General features: G+C 38.0%; 23 protein-coding genes and 1 pseudogene. 19 read left to right on the top strand and 5 right to left on the bottom strand.

Annotation, left to right across the window (positions count from 1 at the left end; all coding sequences use genetic code 11):
• Nucleotides 1-116: 116 nt before the first annotated feature.
• On the bottom strand, nt 117-656 hold the full coding sequence (pssA, locus tag AC4E8C_RS17185) for a CDP-diacylglycerol--serine O-phosphatidyltransferase (protein ID WP_490207867.1): 540 nt from the start codon (nt 654-656) through the stop codon (nt 117-119).
• A gap of 127 nt (nt 657-783) precedes the next feature.
• Between pssA and AC4E8C_RS17180 the strand changes: the two genes are divergently transcribed.
• A complete protein-coding gene (locus tag AC4E8C_RS17180; protein WP_490207866.1) occupies nt 784-1566 on the top strand; it encodes a phosphatidylserine decarboxylase in 783 nt (260 codons plus the stop codon).
• 61 nt (nt 1567-1627) lie between these two features.
• Here AC4E8C_RS17180 and AC4E8C_RS17175 read toward each other — a convergent pair whose 3' ends face one another.
• Complete coding sequence (locus AC4E8C_RS17175) at nt 1628-1768, bottom strand: sporulation histidine kinase inhibitor Sda (RefSeq protein ID WP_490207865.1); 141 nt, start codon at nt 1766-1768, stop codon at nt 1628-1630.
• A gap of 520 nt (nt 1769-2288) precedes the next feature.
• On the opposite strand from AC4E8C_RS17175, the gene AC4E8C_RS17170 reads away from it, so the two are divergent.
• From AC4E8C_RS17170 to AC4E8C_RS17135, 8 genes are read left to right on the top strand one after another with little or no spacing between them, the layout of a single operon-like run.
• Nucleotides 2289-2804 carry a YqeG family HAD IIIA-type phosphatase gene (locus AC4E8C_RS17170; protein WP_490207864.1) on the top strand — a complete coding sequence of 172 codons (516 nt, stop codon included), beginning with the start codon at nt 2289-2291 and terminating at the stop codon, nt 2802-2804.
• A 3-nt stretch (nt 2805-2807) separates the two neighbouring features.
• Entirely contained in the window at nt 2808-3914 is a 1107-nt protein-coding gene (gene yqeH, locus AC4E8C_RS17165; protein ID WP_490207863.1) for a ribosome biogenesis GTPase YqeH, read from the top strand.
• Nucleotides 3915-3950: 36 nt separating this feature from the next.
• Nucleotides 3951-4790 carry a shikimate dehydrogenase gene (aroE, locus tag AC4E8C_RS17160; protein WP_490207862.1) on the top strand — a complete coding sequence of 280 codons (840 nt, stop codon included), beginning with the start codon at nt 3951-3953 and terminating at the stop codon, nt 4788-4790.
• Nucleotides 4791-5081, top strand: a complete 291-nt coding sequence (gene yhbY, locus AC4E8C_RS17155) for a ribosome assembly RNA-binding protein YhbY (protein WP_490207861.1) — start codon at nt 4791-4793, stop codon at nt 5079-5081.
• 34 nt (nt 5082-5115) lie between these two features.
• A complete protein-coding gene (locus AC4E8C_RS17150) occupies nt 5116-5685 on the top strand; it encodes a nicotinate-nucleotide adenylyltransferase (RefSeq protein WP_490207860.1) in 570 nt (189 codons plus the stop codon).
• Nucleotides 5675-6241, top strand: coding sequence for a bis(5'-nucleosyl)-tetraphosphatase (symmetrical) YqeK (yqeK, locus tag AC4E8C_RS17145; protein WP_490207859.1), 567 nt, complete (start codon nt 5675-5677; stop codon nt 6239-6241). The genes AC4E8C_RS17150 and yqeK overlap by 11 nt, the downstream gene beginning before the upstream one ends.
• Before the next feature lie 3 nt (nt 6242-6244).
• Nucleotides 6245-6601, top strand: coding sequence for a ribosome silencing factor (rsfS, locus tag AC4E8C_RS17140; RefSeq protein ID WP_490207858.1), 357 nt, complete (start codon nt 6245-6247; stop codon nt 6599-6601).
• Nucleotides 6598-7347 (top strand): class I SAM-dependent DNA methyltransferase, encoded by a 750-nt coding sequence (locus AC4E8C_RS17135; protein WP_490207857.1) that lies wholly within the window; start codon nt 6598-6600, stop codon nt 7345-7347. The genes rsfS and AC4E8C_RS17135 overlap by 4 nt, the downstream gene beginning before the upstream one ends.
• A gap of 75 nt (nt 7348-7422) precedes the next feature.
• On the opposite strand, the gene comER is transcribed toward AC4E8C_RS17135, so the two are convergent.
• Nucleotides 7423-8247 carry a late competence protein ComER gene (gene comER, locus AC4E8C_RS17130; protein WP_490207856.1) on the bottom strand — a complete coding sequence of 275 codons (825 nt, stop codon included), beginning with the start codon at nt 8245-8247 and terminating at the stop codon, nt 7423-7425.
• An 86-nt stretch (nt 8248-8333) separates the two neighbouring features.
• On the opposite strand from comER, the gene AC4E8C_RS17125 reads away from it, so the two are divergent.
• The 3 genes and pseudogenes from AC4E8C_RS17125 to AC4E8C_RS17115 all read left to right on the top strand — a co-directional run bounded on the left by AC4E8C_RS17125 (nt 8334) and on the right by AC4E8C_RS17115 (nt 11928).
• Nucleotides 8334-8981 (top strand): helix-hairpin-helix domain-containing protein, encoded by a 648-nt coding sequence (locus AC4E8C_RS17125; RefSeq protein ID WP_490207855.1) that lies wholly within the window; start codon nt 8334-8336, stop codon nt 8979-8981.
• Nucleotides 8982-9048: 67 nt separating this feature from the next.
• Nucleotides 9049-9504: pseudogene (locus AC4E8C_RS17120) on the top strand (ComE operon protein 2); the annotation flags it as partial.
• A gap of 99 nt (nt 9505-9603) precedes the next feature.
• Nucleotides 9604-11928, top strand: coding sequence for a DNA internalization-related competence protein ComEC/Rec2 (locus tag AC4E8C_RS17115; protein ID WP_490207854.1), 2325 nt, complete (start codon nt 9604-9606; stop codon nt 11926-11928).
• A 167-nt stretch (nt 11929-12095) separates the two neighbouring features.
• On the opposite strand, the gene AC4E8C_RS17110 is transcribed toward AC4E8C_RS17115, so the two are convergent.
• Nucleotides 12096-12230, bottom strand: coding sequence for a YqzM family protein (locus AC4E8C_RS17110; protein WP_490207853.1), 135 nt, complete (start codon nt 12228-12230; stop codon nt 12096-12098).
• Between the two features lie 398 nt (nt 12231-12628).
• On the opposite strand from AC4E8C_RS17110, the gene holA reads away from it, so the two are divergent.
• Nucleotides 12629-13645 (top strand): DNA polymerase III subunit delta, encoded by a 1017-nt coding sequence (holA, locus tag AC4E8C_RS17105; RefSeq protein WP_490207852.1) that lies wholly within the window; start codon nt 12629-12631, stop codon nt 13643-13645.
• Nucleotides 13646-13682: 37 nt separating this feature from the next.
• On the opposite strand, the gene rpsT is transcribed toward holA, so the two are convergent.
• Complete coding sequence (gene rpsT, locus AC4E8C_RS17100; protein ID WP_490207851.1) at nt 13683-13943, bottom strand: 30S ribosomal protein S20; 261 nt, start codon at nt 13941-13943, stop codon at nt 13683-13685.
• Nucleotides 13944-14157: 214 nt separating this feature from the next.
• Here rpsT and gpr point away from each other — a divergent pair, with 214 nt between their 5' ends.
• The 6 genes from gpr to hrcA all read left to right on the top strand — a co-directional run bounded on the left by gpr (nt 14158) and on the right by hrcA (nt 21246).
• Nucleotides 14158-15276: a GPR endopeptidase gene (gpr, locus tag AC4E8C_RS17095; protein WP_490207850.1), complete on the top strand. Its 1119-nt coding sequence runs from the start codon at nt 14158-14160 to the stop codon at nt 15274-15276.
• Nucleotides 15277-15385: 109 nt separating this feature from the next.
• The gene (spoIIP, locus tag AC4E8C_RS17090; RefSeq protein WP_490207849.1) at nt 15386-16591 is read left to right on the top strand and encodes a stage II sporulation protein P; all 1206 of its coding nucleotides are present in this window, start codon (nt 15386-15388) and stop codon (nt 16589-16591) included.
• A 17-nt stretch (nt 16592-16608) separates the two neighbouring features.
• Complete coding sequence (locus AC4E8C_RS17085; RefSeq protein ID WP_490207848.1) at nt 16609-16935, top strand: DUF3679 domain-containing protein; 327 nt, start codon at nt 16609-16611, stop codon at nt 16933-16935.
• A gap of 137 nt (nt 16936-17072) precedes the next feature.
• On the top strand, nt 17073-18908 hold the full coding sequence (lepA, locus tag AC4E8C_RS17080; protein WP_490207847.1) for a translation elongation factor 4: 1836 nt from the start codon (nt 17073-17075) through the stop codon (nt 18906-18908).
• Between the two features lie 74 nt (nt 18909-18982).
• Entirely contained in the window at nt 18983-20122 is a 1140-nt protein-coding gene (gene hemW, locus AC4E8C_RS17075) for a radical SAM family heme chaperone HemW (RefSeq protein WP_490207846.1), read from the top strand.
• Between the two features lie 92 nt (nt 20123-20214).
• On the top strand, nt 20215-21246 hold the full coding sequence (hrcA, locus tag AC4E8C_RS17070; RefSeq protein WP_490207845.1) for a heat-inducible transcriptional repressor HrcA: 1032 nt from the start codon (nt 20215-20217) through the stop codon (nt 21244-21246).
• The last annotated feature ends 36 nt before the right edge of the window (nt 21247-21282 follow it).

Genomic DNA, 21282 nt, shown 5'->3' with positions numbered 1-21282 from the left:
TAGAAAACAAGAAATTGTGTCTGTCCTGTTAACTTTTAAAAAAAAATAAATAAAATGACCTCCCCTGCCGTAAAACCAGCTAGTAAGAAGGTCATTCGTTTTTTCATTTGAAAGAATTATACTTTTTTCAGTTTAAATGAACTAACCATTAGAAAGGATAGAATCAACATTATAAATATGAAGGTTTGAGCTGGAAAGTAGGGAATAGCTAAATAACTTAGCGTTGCTAAACAGCCTGCAGCTGTAATCGGCAGTCCGGTAAAGTACCCGTTGCTTTCAGTAATATTGAAACGAGCTAATCTAAATGCTCCACATCCAATGAAAAACACAGTAAAAAATGAGCCAGGTCCACCAAATTCAAATAAAATTCCTTGATATAGTAATAGTGCAGGAGCAACTCCAAATGATATAATATCACTCATGGAATCCAATTGTTTGCCAAGCTCGGATTCAATATTAAATTTTCGGGCGATCATTCCATCAAATCGGTCAGCTAAGGCGGCAATAAATATAAGCAGGAGACTTAAACGTAGATTTCCATGTATACCAAACACAATGGCAAATCCGCCTAATGATAAATTTGTTAAGGTGATGACATTTGCTGTTTGCGATTTTAGTTTTTTTATTGTTTGATCTAAAACTTCCAATAAAAACATTCTCCACATCACTCCTTTTTCAAAACAAGAAGGAAATCATTTTGTTAAGTTTATTCTATACTATTTAATTCTAAGGGTTTTATGCCATTCCGTAAAGAGTATTTTTACACTATTTGGGGGTCTTTCTATGATACAAGGGATATATCAACTAGTAATAGAGTTAACGAATGGGAGGTGGTCATCTGCCATTTTAAAAAGATTTGCACGTTCTCGTCTTAGCCGTTTTTTCGTACCGTCCTTCGCCAAGGTCTATCATTTAAATCAAGATGAAATGGAAAAGGAATTAACTGAATATCCAACCTTGCATGATTTGTTTATCAGGACATTAAAAATAGATGCCAGGGAAATTGATCGGAGTCAGGATTCTGTTGTCAGCCCTGTAGACGCTGTTATTGAAGATGTGGGGACAATTCGTGAGACTAGTGAGATTACCGTTAAAGGGAAAATATACTCAATTGAAGAGATGCTTGGCGATCGAGAGGTTTTAGACAAATATTTAAATGGCAGCTATATGATTCTATATTTGAGTCCCAGTCATTATCACCGGATCCACAGTCCTGTAGATGGGGTTGTTACTAAACAATGGACTCTAGGGACCAAATCATATCCAGTAAATAAGTGGGGATTAAAATACGGACGTCAAACCCTTTCAAAAAATTACCGGGTCATTACAGAAGTACGAACATCATACGGCCATGTCGCCATTGTAAAGGTCGGGGCGATGTTTGTGAATTCGATTGAAACCACACATAAAGGTTCAGAATTAGAAAAAGGTGGAGAAATGGCTTATTTTAGCTTCGGTTCGACTGTGGTTCTGTTATTTGAACAGAATATATTCCAAATTGATTCCACCATTTCTACACCTAAAGAGATAAAGGTAGGGGAGAAATTAGGGGTATTACGAAAGTAGTTCAAAGAGGGACTACTTGTTTCGTTCCAAAAAGAAAAGCCCTCAAGGGGCAGGATCCAATTTACGAAGATATTTTTATTTTATTGAATAAAGAGCGTCGGTGTATTTCGGACTCAATCAGACTGATAAATTCTGGGCTTAAGTTAAGTTCCCTTGCTTTATAGTATGATTCAATTAATAATTCATCTGACAGTTTTCGCATGACAGTGTCCTCCTTCTACTAAATAAAATTGTTCTATTTTATAGTTAAAATACATAAAATGGTATGTTCAATGGTGTACCCTAAATCTACCAAATTTATTCCTATAGAACAATCGTTCTATTTATCCACAGTCTCTAGTGGATAACTTGTGATTAAATTGTTTATAAAGGAGATAAATCTAAAGTCTTCAATGGGTAAAATGTTAATAAGGTTATCCACAACTGTTCGGAAAGAAGAAGTTTGTCGAAAAATATTTTTCATATTTCCTAAAACTGTCATATTTCTGATCCATTTTTATTTTTATAAATTGTTTCATTATAAAAATTTCATGGATTGTCAAGTTTTGAAGAACAATAAATGTATGGGATGAATGGATTAAGCCTTGGAATTACCTAACCTGTTTCGCTTTTCTTTTGAAACGAAGGGTAAAATTGGTTATGATGGTACAAGAAAAGATGTGTGATTGCTTTCATTGCTCCAAGCACCATTTTTATTTAGAAATTAATGAGGTGTAAGCTTAGTGTTAAAACAATTTTTACCAAATGAACATGTAAAAAGCATTCTGGATATATCTCCTGAAGAGTTAAAATCAAGAGGGATTAAAGGAATTATTACAGATCTTGATAATACTCTAGTGGAATGGGATCGCCCTTTGGCTACCCCTCAATTGATAAAATGGTTTGAAGAAATAAAAAAACATAATATCAAGGTAACGATCGTTTCTAATAATAATGAAAATCGGGTAAAGGCTTTTTCGGACCCGCTTCAAATTCCGTTTATTTTTAAGGCACGGAAACCTCTGGGGCCAGCATTTCGTCGAGCCATTGCGCAAATGGGCATAACAAAAGACGAGGCCGTAGTTATTGGTGATCAATTATTAACGGATGTGCTCGGTGGAAACCGAAGTGGCTTTCATACCATCCTTGTTGTGCCTGTCGCACAAACGGATGGATTTTGGACAAAGTTTAATCGCTTTGCCGAACGAAGAATTTTAAATTGGTTCCGTAAAAAGGGTATGCTTCAATGGGAGGATTAATCTGTGAGTGAACAACAATATATATGCATGGGCTGTGGTGTCACGGTTCAAACTGAAAACCCGAGTGAATTAGGCTATGCTCCTGCTTCTGCTTTAGAGAAGGAAGCTATTATCTGCCAGCGGTGTTTTCGCCTTAAACATTACAACGAAGTTCAAGATGTAAATTTAACAGATGATGATTTTTTAAAAATACTAAATGAAATAGGCAAGACTGATGCTCTCATTGTGATGATTGTCGATATCTTTGATTTCAACGGAAGCTGGCTTCCTGGATTACATCGATTTGTTGGCAGCAATAAAGTCGTCCTTGTTGGAAATAAGGTTGATCTATTGCCAAAGTCAGTCAAGCAGAACAAATTGATCAATTGGATGAAGCATGAGTCGAAGGAATTGGGATTAAGGGCGGAAGAAGTCTTCCTAGTTAGTGCAGCTAAAGGGATGAATATTAGAGAAACTGCCGCAGCCATTGATGAATTGCGGAATGGTAAAGATGTTTATGTGGTCGGGTGTACCAATGTTGGAAAATCTACATTCATTAATCGAATTATTAAAGAAGTAACGGGGGAAGAAGAAGTGATTACGACCTCCCACTTCCCAGGTACGACATTGGATATTATTAAAATTCCCCTAGATGATGAAAAATCTTTAATGGATTCACCAGGAATTATTAATCATCATCAAATGGCCCACTTTATTAATAAGAAAGACCTTAAAGTGATCACTCCTAAAAAAGAAATCAAGCCAAAGGTCTTTCAATTAAATGAAGGACAAACCTTGTTCTTTGGGGGACTGGCTCGCTTTGATTATATTAGCGGAGGCAGGAGATCGTTTGTTTGTTATGTTTCCAATGAATTGACGATTCATCGAACGAAGATGGAAAACGCTGACGACCTTTATGACAAGCATGTTGGGGAAATGTTAACACCCCCAGGACCTGATGAGCTAGAAACATTTCCAGAGCTTGTAAGACAAGAATTTACTGTGAAAGATGCGAAAACAGATATTGTTTTTTCAGGACTTGGCTGGATCACAGTAAATGAGCCAGGGGCAAAAGTGGCAGCCTATGTACCAAGGGGCGTTCAAACATTAATGCGTAAATCATTAATTTAAATAATAGAGAAGAATAGGGAATGGTGGGGAAAATAAATGAAAAAGTTATTTGGAGTTGTGGGGAACCCGATCGGGCACACGATGTCTCCGGTCATGCATAATAATTTGTTTTCATTTTATAACCTTGATGCCATATACCTTCCTTTTCAAGTCGAGGAAGATCATTTACAGGATGCAGTCAATGGTTTTAAAGCAATTGGGGTGGGGGGCTTTAATGTTACCGTTCCATATAAAAGTAAAATCATTCCCTTTCTTGATGAAATAGATGATCTTTCCGCTAGTATTGGTGCTGTAAATACAGTAGTGAACACTGGTGGGAGGTTGGTTGGCTATAATACGGACGGGCCGGGATTTTTAAGAGGACTTCCTCATAATTATGTATCAGAGGCTGCAGAAAAAAAGGTATTGGTAATTGGAGCAGGTGGTGCCGCTCGAGCAATCTATTTTACGATCGCTAAAGAAAATCCACAGGTAATCGATATTGCTAATCGTACTGTTGAGACGGCAGTTAGTTTAATTGAGGCATGTCCATATTCCACTTCTTCGAAGGCGTTGACGTTGGAAGAGGCGAGTAAAAGATTAGGTGATTATGATTTAATTGTGCAAACGACCATGGTAGGGATGTCACCGAAAACCATGGAAATCCCATTGGAGTTGAAAAATCTTAGCCAACATGCACTAGTATGTGATATTATATATAATCCACTTGAGACAAAGTTTCTACATGAAGCAAAAGCAAAAGGGGTAATGGTTCAAAACGGCATTGATATGTTTGTCTACCAGGGCGCACTTGCTTTTGAAAAATGGACGGGAATTTTTCCAGATGTGGAAAGAATGAAAGAAAATGTATTGGGACAATTAGGAGGAAATAAATAGATGTTAACAGGAAAACAAAAAAGATTTTTACGCTCAAAAGCACATCACCTGGACCCTATTTTTCAAGTGGGAAAGGGCGGCGTAAATGAGAATATGATTAAACAAATTGCGGAAGCCCTAGAAGCGAGGGAACTTTTTAAGGTCAGCATTCTGCAAAATTGTGAAGAAGATAAATCAGAAATTGCCGAACAGTTGGCAAACAGCACGGGTGCCGAAATTGTTCAAATCATCGGCAATACCATTGTCCTTTATAAAGAGTCTGTCGAAAAGAAAACGATCGTATTACCATAGCTAAAAAACATCAACATAGAAGGATGGCGAATGCATGAAGAAAGTTGGAATATTGGGAGGAACTTTTAATCCCCCGCATTATGGACATCTTTTGATTGCGAATGAAGTATTGTCCACACTTCAGCTTGATAAAATTTGGTTTATGCCAAACCATGAGCCGCCACATAAGAAAAAACCTGAATCGGTTATGGATGAGGAACGCCTGCACATGTTAGAGCTGGCCATTGAGGGGAATCCAGCTTTTTCTATCCAGCCTATTGAACTGCATCGGGAAGGTCCATCGTACACAGTAGATACGATCAAAATACTGAATAACCAATACCCTGACCACCAGTTTTTCTTTATTATCGGGGCAGATATGATTGAATATTTACCAAAATGGCATGATATTGATGTTCTCGTCAACCTTGTTCAATTTGTAGGAGTGGCGAGACCATCCTACAGTACAACTTCAAACTTTCCTGTCTTATCTGTCGATGTTCCTTCAATAGATGTATCATCAAGTATGATCAGGGAACGATTGAAAGGCAGGAGAACAGTTCGTTATTTATTACCCGATTCGGTAATTGAATATATTGAGGGGAAGCATTTATATGGAACGTGAAAAGGCTTTACAATTGGTTAAGCTACAATTAACGGAGCATCGTTATCAGCATACATTAGGTGTGATGGATACGGCGATTTCCTTAGCGAAACAATACGGTGCCGATCCAAAGAAGGCTGAAATTGCGGCGATTTTTCATGATTATGCAAAATTTCGTCCAAAAGAGGAAATGAAGGAAATTATTGCAAAGCAGGATTTTCCACAAGATTTGCTCAGCTTTAATGCGGAATTATGGCATGCACCTGTTGGAGCCTATTTGGTAGAAAAGGAAGCCGGCATAACCGATCGTGAAGTATTGGATGCAATCCGCTACCATACCTCGGGCAGACCGAATATGAGTGTGTTGGAAAAAGTCATCTATTTAGCTGATTATATAGAACCTGGAAGACATTTCCCAGGAGTCGAGGAAGTAAGAGAAATGGCAAAGGTAAATTTGGATCAAGCCCTAATTCAAGCAGTTCAAAATACCATCCTTTTCCTAATGAAAAAGAAGCAAACGATCTACCCAGAAACATTTTTTACCTACAATGACTTGATCGATAAACTGGAGGACTGATGAATGGATACTCAAGAACTGTTAAAAATCGCCGTAAAAGCGGCCGACGATAAACGAGCAGAAGATATTTTGGCCTTAAATATGAAGGGAATTTCTTTAATTGCGGATTATTTTATTATTTGCCATGGTAATTCTGATAAACAGGTACAGGCAATTGCACGGGAAATGAAAGAAAAAGCTCAGGAATTGGGTTATGATGTAAAAAGAATGGAAGGCTTTGATGAGGCAAGATGGATATTAATTGACTTAGGCGATGTGGTGGCCCATGTATTCCATCGTGATGAAAGAAGCTACTATAATTTGGAGCGCTTATGGGGCGATGCACCGCTTGAAGACCTTCGTAGTGAGCTGAATTCATGAGTTATCAGCAGTTTGCCTATTTGTATGATGAGCTGATGAAGGAAGCTCCATATGATCAGTGGGTTCAATTTGTTAATGAAATCCTTATAAAGTACGATGTGAAAGAAAAAAACATGTTGGATTTAGCGTGTGGCACAGGCGAGCTCTCGATTCGTTTTGCCAAAGAAGGATTTCACGTTACGGGTGTTGATTTATCAGAAGATATGTTAGCTGTTGCTCAAGCAAAGGCAGAAAATGAAGGGGTTAAAATTCCATTTTTTCAACAAGATATGGCGGATTTAGAAGGCCAAGATATTTTTGATGTTGTTGGCATCTTTTGTGATTCTTTAAACTATCTGCAAACAGAGCAGGAGGTCCAAGCTACTTTTTCAAACGTATTGGATCATTTACAACAAGATGGAATATTCATTTTTGATGTTCATTCTGTTTTTAAAATCAACGAAGTTTTTATAAATCAGACTTTCGCCTTAAATGAGGATGAGGTTTCCTATATTTGGAACAGCTTCCCTGGTGATTTTCCTGATAGTGTTGACCATGAACTAAGCTTTTTTGTTTTGGATAAACGGGCTGGGAAGTATGATCGGTTTGATGAATTTCATTATCAGCGTACCTATTCCATCCAACAATATACCGCATGGTTAGAAGCAGCTGGCTTTGATTTGTTGGAAGTTACCGCAGACTTCAAGCATTCTGCACCAGAACCACAGTCAGAACGAATCTTTTTTACAGCTAAGAAGAGAAAATAAAAACTGCCATCTTTTTTAAAAAAAGATGGCAGTTTTTTTATGATAGTATGAAGGAATTTGTCATAAAAAAGCGAATTATTGTTTAGAGAATTGAATTTCTACTTTTTCTAGGTCCTCTTTGAACTTTGCATGGGTTGCTTGAAATAAGTGTTCAAATACCTTGCCGAGTTCTTTGTCTAATACTTTAATCCCTTCTCCCGTAATTCCACCTTTCACAATCACTTTTTCTTGCAATGAAGGCAATGTGTAATGCCCTTGTTTAATTAATTCTCCGAGTCCAACCACCATTTCACTTGCAAAAATAGTAGCTGTCTCCTTGTCTATTTCTGTCTCTTTTACGGCGGCTTCAATAAAATTTTGGAGGAGATAACTAAAGAAGGCAGGCCCGCAACTAACGATATCAGAGGCAACCCGGGTTATCTTTTCATCGATACAAACAGGAACAGAGATTTTTGAAATTAACTTTCCTACTTTTGATCTCCAATGCTCAGTGCAATTTTCTCCATAGGTAATCAATGAAACCCCTGCGAGTGCCCGATTGGTAATACTAGGGATAACTCGGATTGTTGAACATGAAACCTTTTGTTCAATTTGACTGGTACTTACCGGACTGGTGATTGAAATCAGACATTTTTCGGGACCTAAATGTGGATTGATTTCATCAAGTATACTGATAATTTCTAACGGTTTCACACAGATGAAAATTAGATCAGATTGCGCAGCCACTTCCCCTGTATTTGCACCTATTCGTAGTTCTTTATATTTATCCTTGAGCAGCAGGGCTTTTGATTTAGTTCTATTAGTAATGATCATTGAAGAAGGGGAAGTGGCCTTTCCTTCAATCAAAGCCTCCACCAAGATTCTTCCCATATTCCCGGTACCAATGACCCCTATTTTCATTCTCCCGACCTCCTTCACATGCAAGATTCTTCTTTAACCATATGAAAATCGTTAGTGAAATATACCTTAAGAAAGGATGGATATGCTTGAAAAGCTGGATAATGGAATATAAAATTTATCTTCTTGTTACTATTTTTGTTGCTTTGGGCGGTGCATATTATTTTTATGGGCAAAAGGATGCGGAGCCTGCTCCCCTAAATGCAGTAAGTGAAGAAATTAAACCTCAAGGAGAGACCGACGAAGCAGGAACGAATAAACAATCCAAGCAGGCTTCTGAGCCAGAAAAGATCATGGTCGATGTGAAAGGACAGGTAAACCAACCAGGAGTTTATCAATCCAACACAGGGGAACGTGTTATGGATGTGATTGGTCGTGCGGGAGGATTAACGGAGCAAGCAGATCAAACGCAAGTGAATTTTGCTGAACATGTGCAGGATGAGATGGTGATTTACATCCCTGCCAAAGGGGAGGAAGGAATGGTTCCCTCAGGCACGTCAGGAGGCAGTGCAACGTCATCCAGCAGCGGGAGTAAGGGAGAGAAGCAAATTAATATTAATAAGGCAGACGAGCTTGAACTTCAAAATCTGCCAGGTATTGGTCCTGCTAAAGCTGCTGCCATTATAGAATATCGAAATACTAGTGGTCCTTTTAAAGCGATTGAAGACTTAAAAAATATTAGTGGAATCGGGGATAAAACATTTGATAAATTAAAAGATTTAATTGTTGTAAAATGAAACAGTTGTTGCTGAAATGGACAGACACAAGTAAACTAAAAAGAAAAGTTTGTTAGGGAGTGGTGAAGTGGAGAGGATATCTTGGGATCAATATTTTATGGCACAAAGCCATTTGCTTGCACTAAGAAGTACTTGTACTCGGTTAACAGTAGGGGCAACAATTGTTAGAGACAAACGAATGATTGCTGGCGGATACAATGGTTCCATTGCCGGTGGTGACCATTGTATTGATAAGGGATGTTACGTGATTGATCATCACTGTGTAAGGACCATCCATGCCGAAATGAATGCTCTCTTACAATGTGCCAAGTTTGGAGTTCCGACCTCTGAGGCTGAGATTTATGTTACACATTTTCCGTGTCTTCAATGCTGTAAGGCCTTAATCCAAGCAGGAATTAAATCAGTCTATTATGCTGAGGATTATAAGAATCATCCATACGCCATTGAACTTTTTGAACAGGCAAAGGTAAAGGTAGAAAAAGTGGAGTTAACTTCAACCTTTATTGATTTCAAACAGATGGATTAATATTAATATTTTTTACGGCGCCGGGCCTCAACCGGCGTCTCCCTCAATCGAATAAAATCCTCTGAAAATGATTTTTTTATAAATGGAGAAGAAAATATGAATGGAAAATATATTTACTTTGCATTTGCTGCCTTACTGGGTGTTCTTTGTGCTTTAGTAACTTTTCCCCCGTTTTTTATATTATCCCTTTTTTATTTTTTATTTTTAATGAAATTTAAAGAATTTAACCATAAAAAGCTTTTCATCATAGTGGTGATGGTTGTTACCTACTTTCTCATTGGATCCCAAACTGAATTAGGCCATCACTCTGTTATTCCGGCGACTCAAACTCATTTTAAAGTTGAATATACTCAAGATCCGAAAATCGATGGTGATTTGTTTCAAGTACAGGCCATTGAAACACAATCTAAGGAAAAACTTCTGATCCGTTATAAAATAAAGACTGAGGAAGAGAAAAAAGAATTACAAGGGAGAAGCTTTTATAATTATGTATGTGCAATTACAGGTGTGATGAAGCAGCCATCCATAGCTAAAAATCCAAATGGCTTTAATTACCACCGTTATCTGGCCAATAAACAAATTTATTGGTTAATTGAAATTCAAGAAAGTCCACTCCAATATTGTACCCCTACAAAATCTTCTCCACTCGTCTTTATTAAACAACTACGATTCTTTGGTATTAAGTATCTAGACCAACACTTTCCACGTGAAGTAGCCGCACTTTCCGCTGCGTTGATTTTTGGGGATAGAAGTATGATTGATCCAACTGTATTAGCCGATTATCAAAAAACAGGAATCGTTCATTTGTTAGCTATTTCCGGCCTGCATGTTTCCTTATTTATTGGAATGATTTTTTATCTGGGAATTCGAGCCGGTTTAACCAGGCAGTTTATGACGAATTTCCTGCTCATGTTGCTCCCTGTTTACGTGATCCTTACGGGAAGTTCACCATCTGTCATACGATCCGCTTTAATGATATTCCTTGTCCTGATAACTGAGAAGTGGAAGAATCAGCTTAAACTATCAACACTTGATGCGATTAGTTTGGCGATGATGTTTTTTTGCTCAGTTTCTCCATTGGTTATCTTTGATGTGGGATTTCAGCTCTCCTTTACAGTCAGTTTTGCTATTATCTTATCTTCTCCCAACATTTTGCAGGGAAAGGGAAATGGGGCTGCCATGTTGTTGACATCGCTGACGGCTCAGTTAGCTGCAATCCCCTTATTGCTTTATCATTATTTTGAAATTTCCTTGTTAGGCATTGCAGCCAATATGATTTATATCCCACTTTTTTCCTTTGTCTATCTTCCAGGTTTGTATTTCATTTTTCTTATCGAAATCATTTTTCGTAAAACTCCCCAACTCTTTATATTCCTTCTATTAAAAATTATTGAACTTTCCAATTCATTGATTAATTTTCTGGCTAATCTTTCGTTTGGCAAATTTACGCCTGGAAGGCCGGCAATTGGCCTGCTCCTCCTTTACATCGTTCTCATCATTATTATTTTTTACCAATGGGAGAGTATCAAGGCTAAGAAGGAGAAAGTCCATTTGCTGCTATCGGTGCTCATATTGTTTAGTTTTCAAACAGGTTGGAATTGGCTGGATCCCTATGGTGAGGTGACTATGATTGATGTTGGTCAAGGTGATAGTATTCTCATTCATCTTCCCCATCGAGAGGGAACCTACCTTATCGATACGGGAGGAACAGTCGGCTTTGGAGAGGAAAAGTGGCGGCAGCGGATGAAACCATACGAAGTGGGAAGGGACGTAGTGGTTCCCTATCTAAAGGGAAAAGGAATTACTCAAATAGATAAATTAATTCTTACTCATGGAGATATGGACCACATTGGCGGAACCATTGCTATTTTATCGAGTTTAGACGTGAAACAAATTCTGATGCCTTCGGTCGCTGAACCATCTGATACCGAATTGCATATACTCAAGGAGGCAATGAAGAGAAAAATTCCTGTCATAAAAGTATCAACCGGGGACCAATGGGAGATCAAGGGCAATGATTTCTTAATCTTATCTCCAGAAAGTAACTTTTCGGGTGAACGAAACAGTGGATCAATTGCCTTATATGCAAAAATAGGCGGCGTTAGCTGGTTTTTTGGAGGGGATCTTGATCAAGAAGGGGAAGAGAACATCTTAAAAAAATATCCTTATTTAACGATTGATGTACTAAAGGCCGGACATCATGGCAGTAAAACGTCGAGCTCAAATTTATTCATTAACCAAGTTCAACCAAAAGTCGCCTTGATATCTGTGGGTGAAAATAATCGCTTTGGCCATCCCCATTATGAAGTGCTTAATCGCTTAAAAGAAACCCATACTATTATTTACCGAACTGATTTGCAAGGGGCGATTACCTATCGTTTTTATCATGATAAAGGAACCTTTTCGACCTATTTACCATAAGATAAAGTACTTACCACATAAAGAAAACTCGCCGATGGGCGAGTTGTTAGGCGGTTCATGAGGCGTAGTTGCAAATTACGGAAAATAGAAAAGTTAATACTGTCCTATCTGCTAAAAAGACTGCACCAGTAGCTGCAGCCTCTTTGTTACCCATATGTAGCCATTCCTTAGGAACCAATTAACTTAATTACAGTAGCAATAATAAACATTGTTGCAAAAAATCCAAAGGAAACCATAAATCCTACTCCAGAATCAATCGCATCATTACGGTTGTCTCGCACTTCTTTTTCAAAATGATTCACAATATACCCCTCCTATTTTCAAGTATAGTATAAGCTATTTAATTGAAAAAATCCAGCATACCTTTCCGGACAGTTGTGGGTCTAAAAGGAGAATTTCTGGTGAACCAAATGGAAAAAGCTGAAAGGGCGTGAACCATTCTGGCAGAAAGGCTATTTCCGTTTCCTGTACTGACAAGAGTTGTCAAAATAGTTGTACTAGTGAAGGGCTACACTATACTTACAAAGGAACTCCGCCAGGCAATATAAGATCCTAGGGCTGATTATTGCTGGCGTTCATTATAGATCGGGAATTAGTGCTACTTAAATTAGTGATGCTAATTCCCTTTAAGTACTTGTCAAATCGTCCAAGCTTCATTACGATAAGATGTGAGTGAAAATGAAGGGGAGCGCAGGACAAGATGGTATTAGATATTTGGAAGAAAATCAAAAAAAAGCAATTTGCTCCTATTTATTTATTATATGGAACAGAAGCATTTTTAATTAATGAAACAAAACAATTACTTCTGGACCGTATTCTAGACGAAGAAGAGAAAGATTTTAATTTTGCTGCATATGATTTAGAGGAGACACCAATCGATGTAGCCCTTGAAGACGCTGAGACATTTCCTTTTTTAGGGGAGAAAAAAGTTGTTTTTTTACATAATCCTACTTTTTTAACAGCCGAAAAAACAAAAGATAAAATAGATCATAATTTAGTGAAGTTCGAAGCCTATCTTAAGGAACCAGCTCCATTTACCGTTTTGGTTATTTCCGCACCGTATGAGAAGCTGGACGAGCGAAAGAAAATAACAAAAGAATTAAAAAGAAATGCAGAAATCGTTGAGGCCAAAAAATTAAATGAGCATGAATTAAAGAATTGGATAAAGGAAAGGGCAACCAGCAATGGCATTGAATTTGAAACAAATGCAATTGACCAATTGCTTGCCCTAGTAGGAACTAATATGTTTATGCTTACAAGTGAAGTCGATAAATTGAGCTTGTACGCGGCTGAGCAAAAACGAATTGATCGTGACTTAGTGGAGAAATTGGTGGCCCGGTCATTGGAGCAAAATATTTTTGTTTTAATCGAAAAAGTGGTGCAGCGGAAATTAGCTGAGGCTCTTCGTATTTATTATGACTTGTTAAAGCAAAATGAAGAACCTATTAAAATTTTAGCATTACTTTCAGGACAATTTCGACTCATTTACCAAGTAAAGGAACTTTCCAGAAGAGGATATGGTCAGCAGCAAATTGCTGGATATTTAAAGGTACATCCATTTCGAATAAAACTAGCATTAGGTCAGTCTAATAATTTTACTGATGAAGAATTATCACACTTAATTGAACTCCTTGCTGAGGCAGATTATCAAATGAAAACAGGCGGAATGAATAAATCATTATTAATCGAGATGTTATTGTTTCGCTTAAACAAATAAAAAACGATTCCTTAAACGGGAATCGTTTTTTTTACTCTTATAGAGCGTTTGATTTTTTCATTAGACGTGATTTTTTACGAGCAGCAGCATTTTTATGGATAAGACCTTTTGCAGCAGCCTTGTCTAATTTACTAGCAGCAGCAACTAATGCTTCTTTTGCAGCAGCAGCGTCGTTAATAGTAACAGCAGCTTCTACTTTCTTAACAGCCGTACGCATTGCAGATTTAGCAGTTGTATTTTGAGCATTTTTAGCTTCAGTTGTTTTTACACGCTTAATAGCAGATTTAATGTTAGGCATTCTTTCACCTCCTACAAAGAATCGAGACTATATGAACTCGACTTTACATTCATCAATAATAATTCAGAACAAGAAGTATTTTATCAAACGATAAGCTATTTTGCAATACACAATTCTTTCACGGTAAGAAATTACGTGTATGTTTTACGGTTACCCGGGAAAAATAGGGAATAGTTTCTATCTTTGAGCTATTTTATCCAAGGGGTGATTAGGTATGGATCAGTCTATTGATTTAAGTAAATACTCGGTTCGAACAGATTTAGCAATTGAAGCGAGAGAAATGGTACTTGCAGGAAAGTCTGTCGGTCAAGAGGAGAACCTTTCGCAAATTGAAGGGGTCATTATAAAAGAAAAAGATGTTGATGATATAAAAGTATCTTTAGTTGAAGTAACAAAACAAGGTGAGGAGCAGCTAGGCAAAAAGGCGGGACGATATTTAACGATTGAAGTACAAGGGATTAGAGAACAAAACACAGAGGTCCAACAAAAAGTGGAAGAGATTTTTGCTCAGGAGTTTGCTTATTTTCTAGCCGGTACGGGAATTAAAAAAACAGACTCATGTCTTGTGGTTGGATTAGGCAACTGGAATGTTACACCGGATGCATTGGGACCAATGGTGTGTGAAAACCTCTTGGTGACCAGGCATTTGTTTGAACTTCAGCCGGAAAATGTCCAGGAAGGCTATCGTTCAGTGAGTGCTCTGGCGCCAGGCGTCATGGGACTGACCGGCATTGAGACTAGTGATATTATTTTTGGTGTTGTCGAACAATCTAAACCAGATTTTGTCATAGCGATAGATGCTTTAGCATCCAGGTCAATTGAAAGAGTCAATTCTACTATCCAAATTTCGGATACAGGTATCCATCCTGGTTCAGGAGTTGGTAATAAAAGGAAAGAGTTGAGTAAGGAAACACTAGGTATACCTGTTATTGCCATTGGGGTACCAACAGTCGTCGACGCAGTGTCGATCACGAGTGATACCATTGATTTTATTTTAAAACATTTTGGAAAAGAGCTTAGGGAAGGTGATCGTCCTTCACGAGCGCTGGCACCAGCTGGTATGACTTTTGGGGAAAAACGGAAGTTAACGGACGAGGACCTTCCTGAAGAACAGCAACGAAAGACATTTCTCGGTATTATTGGCACACTGCCTGAGGATGAAAAGAGAAAATTAATTTATGAAGTACTATCTCCGATTGGACATAATTTGATGGTCACACCAAAAGAAGTAGATGTCTTCATCGAGGACATGGCCAATCTCATTGCTAATGGGTTGAATTCTTCGCTTCATAACGCTATTGACCAAGAGAATGCTGGTTATTATACAAAATAAGTAATGGCAGGGGCGAAGCGCTGAAAAGGCGTTTCGCTTTTATCTTTTAGTTCTACCAATTCTAGTAATGTCATAAGATTTACTAGAATCGTTGATGCGGGGTGGAACTATGAAAAATGCTAGAACATCTGATACATTTTTAAGCATTCAAGGTACAAGCTTATTAAAAATTGTTGCGGCTCTATCACTTTTTATTATCTTAATTTTTTCAATAAGTGGGCTGTTAACCTCATTAAAACCACAATACCGACTAATGTCATCATCCGTCAATCAGGCAGCAACCAATGTGAATGGCGAATTGCTTTATCAATTAATGGGGTGGGAAAATCACCATTTTCTCAAGGTGAAGAAGGATTCGGATGCGGCTCCTAAGCTTACTAATATAGTGTTTAAACTATCTAGTAATATTAACTTGGATGATCCTAGAAGTCTTCTTGGGCGGGAACTGCCTGGCTTCTTTCAATTTGATGGAAAGATTCTTGTTGCGGGTGAAGGGACGAATTACACAAATATGCCAATTGAGTCATCACCGCCGATCGAAATTATGAAGGCTGAGCGCGAAGCTGCACTCCAGAATTTAGAGGGCTTAGATAAACCCTCTGAAGAAAATCACTCTCCGTCACCGGGCCAAACAACGGGTGATCGCAAGGTTGTCTATGTTTATTTCTCTCATAATCGGGAATCCTATTTACCATATTTGAAAGGTGTAACCAACCCGAATCTTGCTTACCATTCCCAAATCAATGTAACTAAAATTGGTGATCAACTAAAAACAAGCTTGGAAGATAGGGGTATTGGAACAGTTATTGATAAAACTGATGTAATGGGGAATTTAACGAAAAAAGGTTTAAAAATGCCAAGTGCTTACAAGGAATCTGGCAGTGTCGTCCAAGCGGCTATGACCTCGAACCGTGATTTGGCCTACCTTATTGATATTCATAGAGATGCAAAACGGAAGGATCAAACAACTGTCACCATTAATGGAAAACCTTATGCGAAACTTTCATTTATCATTGGCGGGAATAATCCGAATTATGAAAAGAATGCAGGGTTAGCTACCGATCTCCATAATCTTTTACAGAGTAAATATAAAGGTTTAAGCTGGGGGGTAAAAATCCAGAATGGAGCAGGTCATAATGGTGTGTACAATCAAAATCTATCGGATAAAGCCATTTTAATTGAATTTGGCGGGGTTGATAATACGTTTGAAGAACTAAATAATTCAGCTGATGCACTTGCAGATGTGTTTAGTGAATATTATTGGCAGGCAGAAAAGGTAAACCAGGATGAAGGGCAGCCTGCGGATAAACAATAGTAGTAAGGGGCATTTTTATGAAAATGTTTATGCTGAAAAGTCTTTGTTTAGCTGCTTTGTTGTTAATAACGGCACTAGCCGGAATGCAGCTGGCTTTTAATGGGATTCATAAAATGAAGGGTTATGACGATCCAAACTTTCAAACTGCTGTCAGTTTAGATGGAACCGACAAAGAAGTAAGAGCTTCGTTTCTAGGAAATGAAATTTCTAGTCACGACATTGAGGCAAAAAGGAAACGGCTCGAGGAAATAAATGCCTATAATTTCTTCTCGTCAATGGGAAAGAAATTGTCGGAAGGGATTACAGGTGTTTCAGAAAGAATCATTCATCTTCTTGCAGACTAATGTGGAAAACGGCACTCTTAAGGTGCCGTTATTTTTATGGTAGAAATTATCCAATTTACTTTTGATTGAATCTTGAAAGTGGTGCTGATATAATCAAAAATAGTGTACATGTGCGAGTATAGTAGGAGTGAAAGACCATGAACAGAGAAGAACGACTGAAACGACAATCAAAAATAAGAAATTTCTCGATTATTGCCCATATCGACCATGGAAAATCGACATTGGCAGACCGTATATTAGAAAAAACCAATGCTTTGACATCGCGTGAAATGAAGGACCAGCTTTTAGATTCGATGGACCTTGAAAGAGAACGCGGAATTACTATTAAGTTAAATGCCGTCCAATTAAAATACAAAGCAAAAGATGGGGAAGAATATATTTTCCATTTAATTGATACACCAGGACATGTTGATTTTACGTATGAGGTATCAAGAAGCCTCGCTGCTTGTGAAGGGGCTGTCTTGGTCGTGGATGCGGCGCAAGGAATTGAAGCACAGACACTAGCGAATGTTTACCTTGCCCTCGATAACGACCTTGAAATTTTACCTGTCATTAATAAAATTGACTTGCCAAGTGCGGATCCCGAACGCGTTCGGAATGAAATTGAGGAAGTCATTGGTTTGGATGCTTCAGAAGCTGTGTTAGCATCAGCCAAAGCTGGCATAGGGATTGAAGAGATTCTTGAACAAGTCGTTGAAAAAGTACCGGCACCTACTGGTGACCCTGAAGCGCCTTTAAAAGCCCTAATTTTCGATTCCATCTATGATGCCTATCGTGGAGTTGTAGCTTACATTCGTGTTGTTGAAGGAACTGTTAAAGTTGGCGACAAAGTAAGAATGATGGCAACTGGGAAAGAATTTGAAGTAAATGAAATTGGAGTCTTTACACCAAAAGCTACGATGATGGATGAGCTTACAGTTGGGGATGTTGGCTTTTTATCAGCATCTATTAAACATGTCGGCGACACCCGTGTCGGTGATACCATTACAAATGCAAAAAATGGGACAACTGAAGCACTTCCTGGTTACCGGAAGCTCAATCCTATGGTCTATTGTGGGGTATATCCAATCGATACAGCGAAATTTAATGACTTACGAGAAGCACTTGAAAAGCTTCAGTTAAATGATTCTTCCCTTCAATTTGAACCAGAAACATCCCAAGCACTTGGATTTGGATTCCGCTGTGGATTCTTAGGTCTTCTTCATATGGAAATCATTCAAGAGCGGATTGAGCGTGAATTCAAAATCGATTTAATTACAACTGCACCAAGTGTTATCTACCATGTTCATATGACTGATGGTTCAGAAGTAAAGGTAGATAACCCATCGGATTTACCAGAGCCGCAAAAAATAGAACGTGTGGAAGAACCATATGTAAAAGCAACAATGATGGCACCAAACGATTATGTGGGTACCATTATGGAGCTTTGCCAGCAAAAACGTGGTATTTTTGTTACAATGGAGTACCTGGCAGAAAATAGAGTGAGCATTATTTATGAAATGCCACTAGCAGAAATCGTGTATGATTTCTTTGATCAATTGAAATCAAGTACGAGGGGCTATGCGAGCTTCGATTACGAGTTAATTGGTTACAAACCATCCAAGCTGGTAAAAATGGATATATTGCTAAATGCTGAAAAAGTGGATGCCTTAAGCTTTATCGTTCATAATGATTTTGCCTATGAACGTGGAAAAATCATTGTGGAGAAGTTGAAGGAACTTATTCCAAGACAGCAGTTTGAGGTACCTATTCAGGCGGCGATTGGACAAAAAATAGTTGCTCGTTCTACGATAAAAGCAATGCGCAAAAACGTTTTGGCCAAATGTTACGGCGGAGATATTTCCCGTAAACGTAAGTTGTTGGAGAAACAAAAAGAAGGTAAGAAGCGGATGAAACAAGTTGGTTCTGTTGAAGTGCCGCAAGAAGCATTTATGGCAGTTCTAAAAATGGACGATAATAATTCAAAAAAATAAAAACAATTGGAGGTTAGGGATTGCCTGGCAACAGGCTTTTCTAGCCTCTTTTTGTTAAAGAATGGAGGGAGAAAATGATAAAAGCAGCCTATCTTCATATCCCATTTTGTGAGCATATCTGCCATTATTGTGATTTTAATAAAGTATTTCTAAAGGGTCAGCCAGTGGACGATTATTTAGTTGCGTTAGACAAAGAAATGAAAATGACACTAAGTGAATTTCCAACTAAGGAGCTAAATACAATATTTGTGGGAGGTGGTACCCCTACCTCATTAAATGAACAACAGCTCTATACTTTTTGTGAAAGTATTCGTCATAACTTACCGAGAAATGAGCAGCTGGAATTTACTTTTGAGGCCAATCCGGGTGATTTATCGAAGGAAAAATTACAAATATTAAAAGATGCTGGGGTAAACCGCCTAAGTCTAGGGGTGCAAACCTTTAACGAAGACCTACTAAAAAAAATCGGTCGTGTTCATAAAGCAAAGGATGTTTATCAAACAATAGAAAATGCTAGAAGGGTGGGTTTTGATAATATCAGTATTGATCTGATTTTCAGTCTGCCTACCCAAACAGTCCAAGATTTTAAAGAAACACTTACAGAGGCGTTTTCACTTGAATTGCCCCATTTCTCGGCCTACTCATTAATTATTGAGCCTAAAACGGTCTTTTATAATTTATTAAAAAAAGGCAAGCTTCCAACCCCAGGTGAGGACATCGAGGCCAATATGTATGAAATTTTAATGGAAGAAATGGAAAAACACGGGTACACACAATACGAAATTAGTAATTTCTCTAAACCTGGCTATGAGAGTAAGCATAACTTAATCTATTGGAATAATGAATACTATTATGGATTTGGAGCGGGGGCACACAGCTACCTTAACGGAATAAGGCGATCCAATATTGGACCCTTAAAAAAATACATGGATCAAATAAACGAACGGAAGCTGCCAATCCTTGAGGACCACATGGTGACGAAAGCTGAACAGATGGAGGAAGAAATGTTCCTCGGCCTTCGCAAAAACAAAGGAGTGTCTATTTCTCATTTTAACGAGAAATTTGGACTCGATCCGTTAAAATTGTTTGCTCAAGAGATAAACGATTTAATCGTAAAACAATGGATAGAAGTGAAGAATGATAATATATATTTAACTAAAAAGGGGCGTTTATTAGGGAATGAAGTTTTCCAAGCCTTCTTAGGCGTTGTTTAGTTCTTTTTGATTGACACCATCCCCCTTTTTTTGATAATTTATTAGTATAATTAGCACTCGGTAACCAGGAGTGCTAACAGAGGTGATGAAAGTTGCTAACAGATCGTCAATTGTTGATTCTTCAGGTTATTGTTGATGACTTTATTCGATCTGCCCAACCAGTCGGCTCAAGAAGTTTGTCGAAAAAAGAGGAGATTTCCTTTAGTTCAGCCACTATTCGGAATGAAATGGCTGACCTTGAAGAGTTGGGGTATATTGAAAAGACACATACCTCATCGGGGCGTGTGCCTTCTGAAAAAGGGTATCGGTATTATGTCGATCATTTACTGTCCCCGCAGGTTTTAAATCAGCGAGATGTCTCGATCATTCAATCAATTTTTGCTGAGAAAATTTTTGAGTTTGAAAAAATCATTCAAAGATCTGCAAAAATATTATCAGAACTGACCAATTACACATCCATTGTACTTGGGCCAGCTGTAAGTATTAATAAGCTAAAAAAAATTCAAATCATTCCGTTAAACAAGGAAACGGCTGTTGCTATTTTCGTGACAGATACCGGTCATGTGGAAAATCGAACTTTTTCATTACCACCAGCTGTCGATGCCGGTGACATTGAAAAAACGGTAAATATATTAAATGACCGTTTATCAGGGGTTCCTCTCGAAGATTTGAACGATAAGATTTACAAGGAAGTAGCCATGCTTTTACGTCAGCATATTCATAATTACGATTTTATGCTGCACACGATTGCAGACTCCTTAAAAATGCCGATTACAGAGAAATTATTTTTCGCTGGAAAAACAAATATGTTAAGTCAGCCAGAATTCCATGATATTACAAAAATTCGCAGTCTTTTAACCATGATTGATCATGAAGAATGGATTTACAATTTAATCCGAAATGATTCTGCCGGAATTCATGTCAAGATTGGCAGCGAAAACAAAAATAGTGCCATGGATAATTGCAGCTTAATTACGGCTACCTATTCTGTCGGTGTTGAGAATTTAGGGACTATCGCTATTTTAGGACCTACTAGAATGGAATATTCACGGGTGATAAGCTTGCTCCAATTTTTAAGCAGGGATCTTACTATGGTTTTAACAAAGCTGTATCAAAATAAGTAAGGCGGGTAATATTGAGTAAGGGTGAAATGTCTTAAA

Source organism: Neobacillus sp. SRL179, from assembly GCF_984799095.1.
The sequence above is the reverse complement of the archived record's forward strand: the minus strand, read 5'-3'. Positions and strand labels throughout refer to the sequence as shown.

Excerpts from the sequence above, each read along its gene's own strand:
- lepA (WP_490207847.1), top strand. The coding sequence starts at position 17,073 with ATGAACAGAGAAGAACGACTGAAACGACAATCAAAAATAAGAAATTTC.
- yqeK (WP_490207859.1), top strand. The coding sequence starts at position 5,675 with ATGGAACGTGAAAAGGCTTTACAATTGGTTAAGCTACAATTAACGGAG.
- rsfS (WP_490207858.1), top strand. The coding sequence starts at position 6,245 with ATGGATACTCAAGAACTGTTAAAAATCGCCGTAAAAGCGGCCGACGAT.
- yhbY (WP_490207861.1), top strand. The coding sequence starts at position 4,791 with ATGTTAACAGGAAAACAAAAAAGATTTTTACGCTCAAAAGCACATCAC.
- AC4E8C_RS17135 (WP_490207857.1), top strand. The coding sequence starts at position 6,598 with ATGAGTTATCAGCAGTTTGCCTATTTGTATGATGAGCTGATGAAGGAA.
- AC4E8C_RS17085 (WP_490207848.1), top strand. The coding sequence starts at position 16,609 with ATGAAAATGTTTATGCTGAAAAGTCTTTGTTTAGCTGCTTTGTTGTTA.
- aroE (WP_490207862.1), top strand. The coding sequence starts at position 3,951 with ATGAAAAAGTTATTTGGAGTTGTGGGGAACCCGATCGGGCACACGATG.
- spoIIP (WP_490207849.1), top strand. The coding sequence starts at position 15,386 with ATGAAAAATGCTAGAACATCTGATACATTTTTAAGCATTCAAGGTACA.
- AC4E8C_RS17175 (WP_490207865.1), bottom strand. The coding sequence starts at position 1,768 with ATGCGAAAACTGTCAGATGAATTATTAATTGAATCATACTATAAAGCA.
- AC4E8C_RS17115 (WP_490207854.1), top strand. The coding sequence starts at position 9,604 with ATGAATGGAAAATATATTTACTTTGCATTTGCTGCCTTACTGGGTGTT.
- AC4E8C_RS17180 (WP_490207866.1), top strand. The coding sequence starts at position 784 with ATGATACAAGGGATATATCAACTAGTAATAGAGTTAACGAATGGGAGG.
- pssA (WP_490207867.1), bottom strand. The coding sequence starts at position 656 with ATGTTTTTATTGGAAGTTTTAGATCAAACAATAAAAAAACTAAAATCG.
- holA (WP_490207852.1), top strand. The coding sequence starts at position 12,629 with ATGGTATTAGATATTTGGAAGAAAATCAAAAAAAAGCAATTTGCTCCT.
- gpr (WP_490207850.1), top strand. The coding sequence starts at position 14,158 with ATGGATCAGTCTATTGATTTAAGTAAATACTCGGTTCGAACAGATTTA.
- hemW (WP_490207846.1), top strand. The coding sequence starts at position 18,983 with ATGATAAAAGCAGCCTATCTTCATATCCCATTTTGTGAGCATATCTGC.
- comER (WP_490207856.1), bottom strand. The coding sequence starts at position 8,247 with ATGAAAATAGGGGTCATTGGTACCGGGAATATGGGAAGAATCTTGGTG.
- AC4E8C_RS17150 (WP_490207860.1), top strand. The coding sequence starts at position 5,116 with ATGAAGAAAGTTGGAATATTGGGAGGAACTTTTAATCCCCCGCATTAT.
- rpsT (WP_490207851.1), bottom strand. The coding sequence starts at position 13,943 with ATGCCTAACATTAAATCTGCTATTAAGCGTGTAAAAACAACTGAAGCT.